General features: G+C 70.0%; 17 protein-coding genes. 4 read left to right on the top strand and 13 right to left on the bottom strand.

The features are described from left to right. Window positions 1-12: 12 nt before the first annotated feature. From HNR30_RS21070 to HNR30_RS21045, 6 genes are all read right to left on the bottom strand, one after another. Window positions 13-750, bottom strand: coding sequence for an SRPBCC family protein (locus HNR30_RS21070; protein WP_181611610.1), 738 nt, complete (start codon window positions 748-750; stop codon window positions 13-15). Next, complete coding sequence (locus HNR30_RS21065; RefSeq protein ID WP_181611609.1) at window positions 747-1,334, bottom strand: ArsR/SmtB family transcription factor; 588 nt, start codon at window positions 1,332-1,334, stop codon at window positions 747-749. The genes HNR30_RS21070 and HNR30_RS21065 overlap by 4 nt, the downstream gene beginning before the upstream one ends. 31 nt (window positions 1,335-1,365) lie before the next feature. Further along, a complete protein-coding gene (locus tag HNR30_RS21060; RefSeq protein WP_181611608.1) occupies window positions 1,366-2,448 on the bottom strand; it encodes a serine hydrolase domain-containing protein in 1,083 nt (360 codons plus the stop codon). Between the two features lie 19 nt (window positions 2,449-2,467). Next, window positions 2,468-2,878, bottom strand: a complete 411-nt coding sequence (locus HNR30_RS21055; protein ID WP_181611607.1) for an ABC transporter ATP-binding protein — start codon at window positions 2,876-2,878, stop codon at window positions 2,468-2,470. Beyond that, window positions 2,811-3,389, bottom strand: coding sequence for a PadR family transcriptional regulator (locus tag HNR30_RS21050; protein ID WP_181611606.1), 579 nt, complete (start codon window positions 3,387-3,389; stop codon window positions 2,811-2,813). The genes HNR30_RS21055 and HNR30_RS21050 overlap by 68 nt, the downstream gene beginning before the upstream one ends. A gap of 72 nt (window positions 3,390-3,461) precedes the next feature. Continuing rightward, entirely contained in the window at window positions 3,462-4,037 is a 576-nt protein-coding gene (locus HNR30_RS21045) for a TIGR03086 family metal-binding protein (RefSeq protein ID WP_181611605.1), read from the bottom strand. Between the two features lie 243 nt (window positions 4,038-4,280). Between HNR30_RS21045 and HNR30_RS21040 the strand changes: the two genes are divergently transcribed. After that, window positions 4,281-4,529: a hypothetical protein gene (locus HNR30_RS21040; RefSeq protein ID WP_181611604.1), complete on the top strand. Its 249-nt coding sequence runs from the start codon at window positions 4,281-4,283 to the stop codon at window positions 4,527-4,529. Window positions 4,530-4,604: 75 nt separating this feature from the next. After that, window positions 4,605-4,739 (top strand): hypothetical protein, encoded by a 135-nt coding sequence (locus HNR30_RS49385; RefSeq protein WP_281389733.1) that lies wholly within the window; start codon window positions 4,605-4,607, stop codon window positions 4,737-4,739. Window positions 4,740-4,751: 12 nt separating this feature from the next. Here HNR30_RS49385 and HNR30_RS21035 read toward each other — a convergent pair whose 3' ends face one another. Further along, window positions 4,752-5,477, bottom strand: a complete 726-nt coding sequence (locus HNR30_RS21035; RefSeq protein ID WP_181611603.1) for a helix-turn-helix domain-containing protein — start codon at window positions 5,475-5,477, stop codon at window positions 4,752-4,754. A 120-nt stretch (window positions 5,478-5,597) separates the two neighbouring features. On the opposite strand from HNR30_RS21035, the gene HNR30_RS21030 reads away from it, so the two are divergent. Both HNR30_RS21030 and HNR30_RS21025 read left to right on the top strand, forming a co-directional pair. Next, window positions 5,598-6,326: a CoA transferase subunit A gene (locus HNR30_RS21030; RefSeq protein WP_181611602.1), complete on the top strand. Its 729-nt coding sequence runs from the start codon at window positions 5,598-5,600 to the stop codon at window positions 6,324-6,326. Further along, a complete protein-coding gene (locus tag HNR30_RS21025; RefSeq protein ID WP_181611601.1) occupies window positions 6,326-6,934 on the top strand; it encodes a CoA transferase subunit B in 609 nt (202 codons plus the stop codon). The genes HNR30_RS21030 and HNR30_RS21025 overlap by 1 nt, the downstream gene beginning before the upstream one ends. Here the strand turns inward: HNR30_RS21025 and HNR30_RS21020 are convergent. The 6 genes from HNR30_RS21020 to HNR30_RS20995 form a co-directional block, all read right to left on the bottom strand. Beyond that, window positions 6,906-8,195 (bottom strand): FAD-binding oxidoreductase, encoded by a 1,290-nt coding sequence (locus tag HNR30_RS21020; RefSeq protein ID WP_181611600.1) that lies wholly within the window; start codon window positions 8,193-8,195, stop codon window positions 6,906-6,908. The two genes, HNR30_RS21025 and HNR30_RS21020, sit on opposite strands and share 29 nt — an antisense overlap. 115 nt (window positions 8,196-8,310) lie before the next feature. Then, window positions 8,311-8,877, bottom strand: a complete 567-nt coding sequence (locus HNR30_RS21015) for a DUF305 domain-containing protein (RefSeq protein ID WP_181611599.1) — start codon at window positions 8,875-8,877, stop codon at window positions 8,311-8,313. A gap of 49 nt (window positions 8,878-8,926) precedes the next feature. Further along, window positions 8,927-9,211: a hypothetical protein gene (locus tag HNR30_RS21010; RefSeq protein ID WP_181611598.1), complete on the bottom strand. Its 285-nt coding sequence runs from the start codon at window positions 9,209-9,211 to the stop codon at window positions 8,927-8,929. A gap of 37 nt (window positions 9,212-9,248) precedes the next feature. Continuing rightward, window positions 9,249-10,067, bottom strand: a complete 819-nt coding sequence (locus tag HNR30_RS21005) for a carbohydrate ABC transporter permease (RefSeq protein WP_181611597.1) — start codon at window positions 10,065-10,067, stop codon at window positions 9,249-9,251. Further along, the gene (locus HNR30_RS21000; protein ID WP_181611596.1) at window positions 10,064-10,954 is read right to left on the bottom strand and encodes a carbohydrate ABC transporter permease; all 891 of its coding nucleotides are present in this window, start codon (window positions 10,952-10,954) and stop codon (window positions 10,064-10,066) included. Before HNR30_RS21000 ends, HNR30_RS21005 begins: the two co-directional genes overlap by 4 nt. Before the next feature lies 1 nt (window position 10,955). Continuing rightward, on the bottom strand, window positions 10,956-12,329 hold the full coding sequence (locus HNR30_RS20995) for an ABC transporter substrate-binding protein (RefSeq protein WP_181611595.1): 1,374 nt from the start codon (window positions 12,327-12,329) through the stop codon (window positions 10,956-10,958). Window positions 12,330-12,336 lie beyond the last annotated feature (7 nt).

Genomic DNA, 12,336 nt, shown 5'->3' with positions numbered 1-12,336 from the left:
TGCGACCCCGGCTCAGGCGTAGACGCCGGTGATCCACTCGCGCCAGTAACGCTCGGACTCCTTCTGGTCGACGTCGGCGCCGAACAGGTGGTGGGCGATGTCGACCGAGTCCGGCTTGCCCTGGAAGCGGTAGAGCCCGTCCTCCGTGCGCACTCCCAGGAAGAACCCGTAGAACGCCGGCTCGACCGTGTAGTCGACCACGCCCTGCGCGCCGTTCGGCAGCCGCACGGTGTCACCCGGGGCGGGCATCTCCGACAGCCCGAGCGCCGCGGCGAACGCCGGCCACACCTCGGTCTGCTCCTTGGGCCCCTCGGCCAGCACGTAGACGGCGTGGCGTCCCGGGAAGTGGGTGAGGTACTCCGACAGCGAGTGAAGGTACTGGTCCCAGCCGTGGCCGGTCATGATGACGTACTCGTCGCCCCAGCCCTCGCCGAGGTGGCCGCTGTGCACGAACTTCAGCACCGTGCTGCCGCCGTCGCGCCCCTCGATGAGGTACTCGAAGGCCATGAGCGTGCCGTCCTCGCCGGGAGGGCTCTCGACGGTCAGCCGCCTGGGCGGGTCCCAGCCGGTGATGGTCGACTCCTCGGTGTAGCCCGCGACCTCCAGGCGGAGCTTGCCGCCGACGCCGGGGTCCACCGAATGCGGGAAGAGCCATGACGCCAGACCGGGACCGGTGGCGATGGCCTCCCAGACCTGCTCGGGCGTGGCCGGCAGCTCAACCTCTTTGCTGATCTCGAATTCCTTGGTCACTGCTGCTCCTTAACGGCGGGGTGCACGGCGATCAGGACCCGGTGGGGACGGCCGCCTTCCGCGTTTTCGTCGTGATATTTGCTGACAAGAGTCGCGACAGCGTGCGCGAGCTCCTCGGCGAACGCCGCCCGGTCGGCTCCGCTGGCGAAGCGCACCTCGGCGTCCAGGGCGAAGGTGGCCACCTTCTTGCCCGCCTTGGTGGCGCCGGTGACCAGCAGGCCCACCTCCTTGATCAGGCGGGCCGCGAGCGCCAGCAGCCAGCGGGCCGACAGCCGGTCGGGGGCCTTGCCCGGGTCCGGCTGCACGGCGCCCAGCGCGCTCGGCGAGATCACGTAGGAAGCCGCCGACGCCCGCAGGACACGCTCGGTGAAGTTGCCCTTCCTGCGCTCTTCGACGAGCTCCACCAGGCCGTGCTTCTCCAGGGTGCGCAGGTGGTAGTTGACCTTCTGCCGGGGCAGGCCCACCTTCGCCGCCAGGCTGCTGGCGGAGCCGGGTTCGGCCAGTTCGGCCAGCAGGCGCGCCCGCATGGGATCCAGCGACGCCTCCGCCGCACCGGGATCTTCGATCACTGCCACGTCGAACATATCCCCAGCGTGCACGCGACAAAAAAATTTGTCAAGCGCACAACGCCGCATCGATCAGCTCCTGAGCGGCCGCGTCCTGCTCCAGGTCGGAGAATCCGTCCATCGACATGCTCGACACCGACAGCACGACACCGCGGCTGCCGTCGTCGGCGAATCCCTCGTACGTCAGGTAGCCGGGCACGGACCCGCCGTGCCTCCAGTAACCCCCGCCGCACGTCAGCTCGCTCCACGCCAGGCCCAGGCCGTACCTCCCGCCCTCGGCGGGCACCGTGCTCTTCATGGCGGCCAGTTCGGCGGGCGCGAGGAGCTCGCCGCCGAGCAGGGCGGCGAAGAAGCGCAGCAGGTCGCGCGGGGTGCTGATGATCGCACCGCCCGCGTCGCCCGCGCTGGGGTCGAGCCTCGTGGTGTCCACCAGCGGGCCTCCGGTCTCGAAGCGGGTGAAGCCCCTGGCGTGCGGCTCGGGGACCCGCGTGCCCTCCCCCGTGCTCGTCCCGGTCAGGCCGAGCGGCTCGATGATCCGGCCGCGCACCTCCCGCTGCCAGCCACGCCCGGTCACCGCCTCGATCAGCATGCCGAGCACGACGTAGTTGGTGTTGGAGTACTGGTGCGCGAGCCCTGGCTCGCTTCTGGGCGGGCGGCGCATGGCGACCTCGACCAGGTCTCGCGCGGTGTAGTGCTGGAACCGCCGCTCGGCGAAGTCCTCGGCCGAAGCGAACGGGTCCCATGCGGGATCCTGGCTGTAGTCGGGCAGGCCGCTGGTGTGCCGCAGCAGGTCCGTGACGGTGATCTGCTCCGGGATCACGCCCGGCAGGTGCGTGGCCACCGGGTCCTCCAGCCGGAGCCTGCCCTCCGCGCGCAACTGGAGCACCACGGTGGCGACGAAGGTCTTGGTCGTGCTGCCGATGCGGAAGTGCCCGTTCTCGGGTACGGCGGGGCCGCTGGTGGCGGCGATGAAGCGCCCGTCCACGGCCATCATCGCCTGGGCGCCGACGGCCCCGGCGTTCCTGACGCGCCTGACCGCGTCGTCGAGGTCGCCGCGCTGGTAGCCGGCGCAGCCCACGACCAGCAGCAGAACCGGCAGCAGGGCGGGCACGACCGGCAGGGTCCGTCTCATTCCAGCACCCGCCTGGAGATCACCGCGGGCTCCTTGCCGGCCAGGAGCCAGCCGCCCAGCGTGGCCAGCGCGGGCACGCCCGCCGGTGGCCCAGGCCGTCGAGCTCGCGCGGCACCATCACGTTCTCCACGGCGGTCAGCCCGGCCAGGAGGTTGAAGTCCTGGAAGACGTAGCCGATCGAGCGCCTGCGCAGCCTGGCCAGCTCGTCCTTGCCCAGCCGCGAGACGTCCTGGCCGGCGATCAGCACCGTTCCCGCCGTCGCGCGCTCCAGCGTGCCCGCGATGGTCAGCAGGGTGCTCTTGCCCGAGCCACTGGGGCCCATGAGGGCGACCAGTTCGCCGGGCGCGACGCTCAGGTCGATCTCATCGAGCGCCCGCACCTCGGCCGGGCCGCTGCCGTAGACCTTCGTGACCCCGCGTAACTCGATCATCGTGCAGCCTCCCGCCCAGCCGTGTCTCGGCCGAGTCGAGCCAACGGATGACACCTTCCAGCCGGAACAGTTCGGAGTCGACCACCAGCGCCAGCCCCAGGTCCGGCTCGTCCTCCTTGAGCTGGGTGTACTGCTGCATGGCCTGGACGACGTGCTTCCTGTGGATCTGCAGCAGCTCGCGTACGTCGATGCCCGGCACCGTGGTCGCCACGAGGACCTTGATGACCAGCTCGTCGCGCGGGGGCGCCGTGGTGGCCGGCGGCGTGCGCAGCCAGGCCGCCAGCTCGTCGCGGCCTGAATCCGTGAGCTGGTAGACGTTCTGCAGGCCCTCCCCCGCGGCCTGGCCGGACGCGACCAGGCCGTCGCGGTCGAGGCGCTGCAGGGTCGTGTAGACCTGGCCGACGTTGAGCGGCCACACCTCGCCCGTGCGCGCCTCGAACTCCTGGCGCAGCTGCAGGCCGTACTTGGGGCCCTCGCTGAGCAGGGCGAGCAGGGCGTGGCGGATGCTCATACTCGGTATAATACCGAGTATAGTCGGGCCGTCAACGGTCCGGTGCACGAGCGCCCGCCCGGAGGCGGACGCTCAGCGGGCGGCGCGGCCCAGGTAGGCCAGCAGCCGCTCGCCCGGCGTGGCCGCCGGGCCGACGGGGACCCGCGCGGCGAACCGCACCGGCCGGTCGTCGTCGTCGATCAGCACCGGCGCCAGTTCCATCAGTTCCGTCGCCAGCGGTCCCGGTATCGGCCGGTTCTGGCCGCAGGCCATGGCCACGTCCCAGCCGTGCACCGCGACCTCGATCGCCCCGACTCCCGCCACGGTCATCGCGGTCAGCGGGCACCCGCCGACCGTGACGACGCCCTCCTCGCCCGCCCACGTCCAGGCGCCGATCAGGCGGCAGGCCCGCAACCGCAGGCTCGCCACCGGGTCGCCCACGGCCTGCGAAGCCCGGTGCCGGCCCACCGGAGCCGGGTCGTACTCCACCTCGCCCAGGTCGGCGGCCTCGAACAAGGCCGCGAGCGAGTCGTCCATGTGCGCCAGCAAGGCCCGCAGGTCCCACGCCGAGCAGGGCGTCGGCCGGTCGAGCGCCTGCGGGGTCACCAGGACCAGGCTGCCCAGCGTGTAGGAGATGGCGCGCTCAAGCAGCGCCAGTCCACCCGTCATCACCTCACCCCCTTCCTGCTTTTGTAGACGGTCGGGGCGGCGAAAAGTCATCGCCTCGCCGGGGTGGCTGTTTCGTAACATATGTCGGAGCAAGGTCTGGGGTACCTGTAGGGGTCATCCCGGAGTCCGCTCAGTGGACAATCAGGGTCAAGCACGGATGTCGGAAATTCCTTGGCGGCGAACGATGAGTTTGTCGGCGCACACCGGTCTGTACTGGTGAAGCAACCAACGAGGAGGCCCGCGATGAGCACCACGTCCGATCTGGCCCAAGTTCTGTTCGCCTCGCCGCTGCAGCCCTCGACCGACCTGACCCCCGAGCGGGTGCGGGCGGCCATCGAGACCTGCGCATGCGACGCCGAGGCCTGTGCCGCCTACGTCGCCCAGGAAGCGGGCGACCACCCCGAGTCCTACGTCACCCGGATGCGCTGGGCCCTGCGGGCCGTCGCCATGGCCTACCCGGCCGGCGCTCCCGCCCTGCGCCTGGCCGCCTGAGCCACGCACACCGCCCTCGCACCACACCGCACACGCGCACGAGCACCGCGCATGAGCAGCGAAGGAGCAACCGCCATGCACCCCTGGTTCGCAGAGATCATCGCACCCGACACCGACGACGACGGCCGCGGGCGCACCCGCAGGCGCCGCCAGACCCGCGTCCGCGCCATCGTCCGCCGCCCGGCCACCGACCGCCGCAACGCCCGCTGACCCGGGGGCAGGCTAGACCACCCGCCCCCACAGCGACGCACCGTCCGCCGACTCGACCTCGTAGTCGAAGTTCCCGGCCCCTAGCGACTTCTCCAGCACTCTGACGATCTTCCTGGCCTCGTCGTCCGCCACGGCCGCGTAGAACGGCCTGCCGTTCCGCCCGAAGGTGATCGCCGACGGGATCTCCCACTCCCCGAGATGCCCCTGGGCCTCGTCGAACCTGAGCGGTTCGAACCCCAGCCCCCTGGCGTACTCCACGGAGCCCATCACGACCTGCCTGGCCAGTTCCAGAGGGACGGCCTGCCACCCGGCGTACTCCCCGAAGAAGAACTGCCGGTACTTGCTGAGCTCGCGCTCGTCCATGATCTCCGGCCCCATGGCGTTCCTGACGCCGAGGCAGTACACGTCGGCCAGGTAGCCGCAGACGGAGACCTTGTCGTAGCCGTGCCTGCGCGCCACCAGGACGCTGACCATGCCCGCGGCCGAGGTGTCGTCGGGCGCGTCGTCGCTCCAGCCGCGCGAGGCGTCGAAGGCCAGCCCGGCGCTCCACCCCGAGTTCATCCAGCAGCCGAGCAGCTCGGCCTCGCCGGGCTCGCGCTGGGCGGCAGCGGCGGCCACCTCCCTGACGAGAGGGGCGACGGCGGCGGGTGACAGACCCAGCGCCCTGGCGATCTGCTTGGGCGATTTCCCCTCGCCGCGCAGCTCGCGTACGCGGTCCAAAAGCTCGGCGTGCTCCATAGTCGCAGGAGCCTACCGCCCGCTCGACCAAAGCCGCATCGCGCACATTCGTTCTTATAGAGAACGATCCACTATCTGGGGAAATTGACTGATACTGCACCCTTCGTTCACTATACGAACGTGACTGACAAGGTGGTGGCCTCCGCGGCCGAGGCGGTGGCGGACGTGCGGGACGGCACGTCGTTCGCGGTGGGCGGTTTCGGCCTCAGCGGCGTGCCGACGGTCCTGATCCAGGCACTGCATGACAGGAACGTGCGGGATCTGGCGGTGGTCTCGAACAACTGCGGCGTCGACGGCGGAGGGCTGGGCGTGCTCCTGGCCGAGGGGCGCATCTCCCGGGTGACCGCCTCCTACATCGGCGAGAACAAGGAGTTCGCCCGCCTCCTGCTCGCCGGCGAGCTGGAGGTCGAACTGGTCCCCCAGGGCAGCCTGGCCGAGCGGCTCAGGGCCGGCGGGTGCGGCATCCCGGCCTTCTACACCCCGGCGGGCGTCGGCACCCAGGTGGCCGAGGGCGGCATGCCGATGGGCACCGGGTTGTCGGAGCCGAAGGAGGTCAGGCGGTTCGACGGCAGGGAGTACGTGCTGGAGCGCGCCATCACCACCGACTACGCCTTGGTGCGCGCGGCCAGGGCCGATCGCCACGGGAACCTGGTCTTCAACAAGTCCGCCAGGAACTTCAACCCGCTCGCCGCCATGGCGGGCAAGGTCACCATCGCCGAGGTCGAGGAGCTGACCGAGCTGGATCCCGACGAGGTGCACCTGCCGGGTGTGTTCGTCCAGCGGGTGGTGGTGCTGACGCCCGCGCAAGCCGTACAGAAGGGCATCGAGAAGTTGACGGTGCGTGCCTGATGCCGTGGACCCGCGATGAGATGCTCGCCCGCGCGGCGGCCGAGCTGCGTGACGGCGACTACGTCAACCTGGGCATCGGGCTGCCGACGCGCATCCCCGAGTTCCTGCCTCCTGGCGTCGGCGTCTGGCTTCACTCCGAGAACGGCGTGCTCGGCGTGGGCCCCTACCCGGCCAGGCAGGACGTCGACCCCGACCTGATCAACGCCGGCAAGGAGACCGTGACGGTCGTGCCGGGGGCCAGCTACTTCGACTCCGCGTTGTCGTTCGGGATGATTCGCGGCGGCCACATCGACGTGGCGGTGCTCGGCGCGATGCAGGTGTCGCGACACGGCGACCTGGCCAACTGGATGGTGCCCGGCAAGCTGGTCAAGGGCATGGGCGGGGCCATGGACCTGATCCACGGCGCCCGCCGGGTGATCGTCGTGATGGAGCACACCGCCAAGGACGGCGCTCCCAAGCTGGTCGCCGAGTGCGACCTGCCGCTGACCGGCCGCCGGTGCGTCCACCGCGTGATCACGAATCTGTGCGTGGTGGACGTCACCGGCGACGGTCTGTCGCTCGTCGAGACGGCCCCCGGGGTCAGTCCCGAGGAACTGCGCCTGCCGTGATGGGCAGGTTGCGGCTGAACAGGCCGCCCGGGTCGTGGGCGCGCTTGACGGCCGCCAGGCGTTCCGCGGTCGCGGCCGGGTAGACCTCGGCGACGTCGTCGGCGTCCGGGTGGGTGATGAAGTTGCCGTACGCGCCCTTCACGTGCGGGCGCAGGCCGGCCCAGAGCTCCTCGAAGGCCTCCAGCCGTGCCGGGTGGTCCTCCGGGGCGCCCAGGAGCACCGTGGAGATCATGACCTCGGCGTCCCGGTGCGCGAAGGCCGTGGCCTCGGGCGCCACGCGGTTCAGCGCGCCGCCGATGAATCGGACCTCGCGGTACATGAGCGGGACCTGCGCCGCGGCCAGCGTGTCGATGGCCGCGTCGGACAGGTCGGGCGACAGGCGGTTGCGCACGATCGGCTGCCAGCCGGGCGGCAGGCCCGCCTCCTCCAGCACCTCCGCGTACGGCACGACCTTGACCTCCTTGTCGACCAGTTCCCCGAGCCCGGCCAGGACCTCGACGCCGGAGTGGTCGTCGCCCGCGTAGGCGGCGGCGATCGACAGCGACGGCGATCCGTCGGGGCCGAAGGCGGGGAAGATCGAGGCCGTCGAGGTGAGCCCCTCGTCGGCCGTGCGCATCACGTCGCGCCAGGTCTTCAGCACCGAGGCGATGTCGTCGGCCGCGTAGGTGTAGCGCGCGAAGGTGACGAGCGTCTCCCGCGGGACGACCAGCTCGAACCTCACCACGATCCCGGCCTGGCCACCGCCGCCGCGCACGGCCCAGAACAGGTCGGCGTTCTCCGCCTCGGAGGCCCGCAGGATCTCGCCCGAGGCCGTCACCACCTCGACGGCCGTCACGTGGTCGATCGTCAGGCCGTACTTGCGCACCAGCCATCCGATGCCGCCGCCGACCAGCAACCCGCCGACCCCGACCGAGCGGGTGTCGCCGGAGGAGAGGGCCAGGCCGTACGGCGCCAGCGTCTCGGCCACCTGGTGCCAGTGCGCGCCCGGCTCGATGACCACCCGGTCGCCGTCGACCTCGATCGTGTTCAGCCGGGACAGATCGATGATCACACCACCGTCGTTGGTGGCGTAGCCGGCGCCGTGGTGGCCGCCGCTGCGCACCGACAACTCCAGGCCGCCGTCACGCGCGAAGCCGACGGCCTCGGCGACCTCGGCGGCGGAACGCGGCAGGAACACGTGCGCGGGGCTGCCGCTGTGGGCGAACGAACCGGAGACCTGCTCGTAGGACGGGTCACCGGGACGAATGACATCAACACTCATGATTACTTTCCTTTCCGTGCCTTCCACCAACAGGTCGAAGCCGCTCACGCTTCCTCGACACATGTGGCGAAAAAATTTGAAGGGCACACCTTAGCCCGGTGTGCCCTTCGCTCCGTCAGATCCGTTCGAGGATCTTCCTGAGCTGCGCGACCTCGGCCTTCTGCGCCTCGGCGATCTCCTTGGCCAGCGCCTTCGCGGCGGGATCACGGCCGTCGGACCGTTCGGTCTCGGCCATCTCGATCGCTCCCTCGTGGTGGGCGATCATCTGCTCGGCGAAGAGCCTGTCGAACGCGGCGCCCTGGGCCGCGCCCAGCCTGGCCATGTCGTCGTCGGACAGCATGCCCGGCATGCCGTGGTGCATCGGCGCCTCGACGGGCTCGCCCCATGCGGTCAGCCACCCCGTCAGGGTGGTGATCTCGGGGTCCTGCGCGGCCTTGATCCTGCCGGCGAGCTCCTTGATCTCGGGGTCGGCCGCCCGGGTGGCGGCCAGATCGGCCATCCGCACGGCCTGCCGGTGGTGCGGGATCATCATCTGCGCGAACATCACGTCCGCGTCGTTGAACGACGCGGCGCTCGCGGCGGGCGAGGACGCCGGGGTCGCCGGGGTCACGGTGGTCGAGGTGTTTCCGCAGGCGGCCAGCGCCAGCGCTCCCGCCACGGCGACGATCGTGCGCTTGAACATCGTGCTCCTTGGTGTCTTCGTCTGGATGGGTCCGGAGGCGGGATCCGGCCTACTGACGAAGGACCGTGGTGCGCGGCGGCGGGCGGGCGACCGGTTCGGCCGGCGGCCGCATGCCGTACGGCAGGGCGAGGGGCAGGGGCACGGGCGGCAGGGCCCCTCCGAGGACGGCCACCAGAACGACGGGCGAGGCGGCGACGGCGACGCACACCGACGAGGGGTCGGGCCGGTGGTCGGCGGAGACGCTGTGGCAGTGTTCCGGCGAGACGTGCCCGATCGTGTGCATGCCGCCGAGGCCCAGCGTGAGGGCGATCAGGAGCACGAGTCGAACGGGCACGGCAGGTACCTTACCCCAGGAGGGTGTAGGCCCCGGATCAGCCCTTGCCGCCCGTCGTGGCGATGCCCTTGACGAAGTGACGCTGCCCGAGGAAGAACAGGATGATCATCGGCACGGTGGTGATGACGCTGGCGGTCATCACGATCTCCCAGTGCCACTCGCCGCCGAACCCGTAGGCGTCCAGGAGCGCCTTGAGCCCGCGCGGCACGGTGAAGGTCGAGGAGTCGCGCAGGTAGATCAGCGGCCGCATCAGGTCGGTCCAGGCGGCCTGGAACTCGAACAGCCAGGTCACCACGATCGCCGGACGGCACAGCGGCAGCGCGATCCGGGAGAAGATCGTCCAGTTGTTCGCCCCGTCGACCCTGGCCGCCTCGAACGGCTCGCGCGGCAGGCCGAGGAAGAACTGGCGCAGCAGGAAGATGTAGAAGGCGCTGCCGAACAGGTTCTGCGCCCACAGCGGGGTGAGCGTGCCGACCATGCCGAGCGAGTTCCAGATGAGGTACGTCGGGATCATGGTGACGGCGCCGGGCAGCATCATGGTCGCCAGCACGACGCCGAAGAGCAGGTTGCGTCCGGGGAAGCGGAAGTAGGCGAAGCCCCAGGCGACCATGGCGCTGGTGACGGTGACCGCCACGGCGGCCAGCACGGTCACGTAGGCCGTGTTCAGCATCCACAGCCCCATCGGGGCCTCCTGCCAGACCTTCAGGTAGTTCTCGAAGGTGAAGGTCTCCGGGATCAGCCTGTGGTCGAAGACCTCTCCGCGGGGCTTGAAGGAGGCGCTGAGCAGCCAGACGAACGGATAGATGAACACCACCGACAGCAGCGCCAGCGTGCTCCAGATGAGCGCCTTCCTCATGGCCGCCCCTCGTAGTGCACGTAGCGCCTGGAGACCAGCACCTGCACCACCGTGATCGCCATGATCACGATGAACAGCACCCAGGCCATGGCGGAGGCGTAACCCATGTGCAGGAACTCGAAGGCCTGCTGGAACAGGTAGATCACATAGAAGAGCGCGGCGTCGTTGCTGTAAGTGGTGTTGCCGGAGCCGAAGAAGGCGGTGTAGGCCTCGGTGAAGGACTGCAGGGCGCCGATGGTGTCCACGACGACGACGAAGAAGATCGTCGGGCTGATCATCGGCACGGTGACCCGCAGCGTGCGCCGCCACCATCCGGCCCCGTCGACCAGAGCCGCGTCATAGAGCTCCTGGGGTACGGCACGCAGCGCCGCCAGCAGGATGATCACCGTGGCCCCGACGGTCCACAGGCTCATCAGCACCAGCCCGGGCTTGACCCAGCCGGGATCGGTGGTCCAGGAGGGCCCGTCGATCCCGAAGACGCCCAGCACGCTGTTGATCAGCCCGCTCTGACCGTTGAAGAGCATCAGCAACAGGATCCCGACCGCCACCGGCGGGGTCATCTTGGGCAGGAAGAAGGCGGTGCGGAAGAAGCCGGTGGCCCGCGCCGCGGCGTTCAGCAGCAGCGCGAGCGCGAGCGCGACGACGAGTTGGGCGGGGACCGACATCGCGGCGAAGATCAGCGTGTTGCGGAAGGCGAGCCCGATCTTGGGATCCTCGAACAGCGCCGCGTAGTTGTCGAAGCCCACGAAGTTCGGGTCGTTGATCACGTCGTAGTCGGTCAGCGAGAGGTAGCCGCTGTACAGCACCGGCCAGAGAGTGAAGATCAGGAATCCGATGATCCACGGGCTGATGAACAGCAGGGCCGCCCGGGTGTCACGCCGCCTCATCTCAGTTGGTTCGCTTCGTCCACCCGGCCCACGCCTTGTCGAGCGCGGCCTGCGCCTCCTGCTGGGCCCTGTCGAGGCTCTCCTTCGGCCCCATCTGCCCGTTCAGGACCCGGTTGGCGGCATCCTGCCAGGCCTTCTTGAACTCCTCGCCCGCCGGGTTGGCCGGGAGGCTGAAGTTGTTGTCGTTGGCCTCGTAGACGGCCTTCACGCCGGTGTCCCAGGGCTGGCCGCCGGGGGTGAGCATCGACTCGATGGTCTCGTCGGCCTGCTCGTTGCCGGTCAGGATGCCGGTGAAGGGCTTGTTCTCCTTGGTGCGCAGGTCCACCCGGGCCTGCGCGGCCGCCCTCCAGGTGTCGACCAGCGTCATGTGCTTGGCGAAGCGGCAGGCGGCCTCGGGGTTCTTGGCGCCCTTGGGAATGGCCCAGGCGCGGCCCGAGGAGTAGGCCAGCGGGTTGCCCTCCTTGTCGCGGAAGGCGTCGAAGGCCATGGCCGCCTTGGGCGACTCGTCGTTGAGCACGTTGACGTACCACTGCTCCATCGGCATCGCGCCCAGCTCGTTCTTGGCGAACTGGTTGCCCTTGCCGAAGAAGTCGGCCGCGTCGCGCAGCGCCTTGACCTTGGCGAAGCCGCCCTGCGTGTCGTAGACGCCCGCGGCGAAGGTCAGTGCCTCGACCACCTTGGGGTCGTTCAGCCGGGCGGTCCTGCCGTCCTCGGACAGCAGGTCGGCGCCGTTGGCCTTGGCCCACAGGGGTAAGAACTCCGGCAGCTTGCTGTCGAAGCCGATGACCTTCAGCTTGCCGCCGGCGTTCTGGTGCAGCTTCCGCGCCGCGGCGGTGATGTTCTCCCAGCCGGAGCCGTTGACGTCCGCGATGGTCAACCCCGCCTTGTCCAGCAGGCCGGCATTGGCCATGGTGATCTGGACCTGGTTGAACTCGGGGATGCCCCACACCTCGTCGCCCAGGGTGACCTGGGCGAGCGCGGCGTCGTCATACATGCCGACGTCGATCTGCTCGCCCTCGATGCAGGCGCCGAGCGGGATGATCGCACCCCGCGAGGCGAAGGTGCCGATCTGGTCGCGGATGGCGTAGACGAGGTCGGGCGGGGAGCCCGAGGCGACCGACGACAGGAACTGCTGCACGTCCAGGTCGCCTTCGGTGCGCTTGACGTCGGCTCCGCCCAGGGCGGCCTTGGCCAGGTCGAGGCGGGTGGTGGCCACCTCGTCGACGCCGGCGATGCCCATCACCGTGATCGTGCCCGTGTACGCGGCGCCCGGGTTGAACGTGCCGGCCTCCTGCGGCGCCGCCTGACCCCCTGTGCCCTTGGCGCAGGAGGTCAGGGCGAGTGCGAGAACCGCGAGGCGGATCGGCGTCTTCATGGCCGGG

The organism is Nonomuraea soli (genome assembly GCF_013761175.1).
Classification (GTDB): Bacteria; Actinomycetota; Actinomycetes; order Streptosporangiales; family Streptosporangiaceae; genus Nonomuraea; species Nonomuraea soli.
This window is presented reverse-complemented; position numbering and strand designations above follow the sequence as displayed.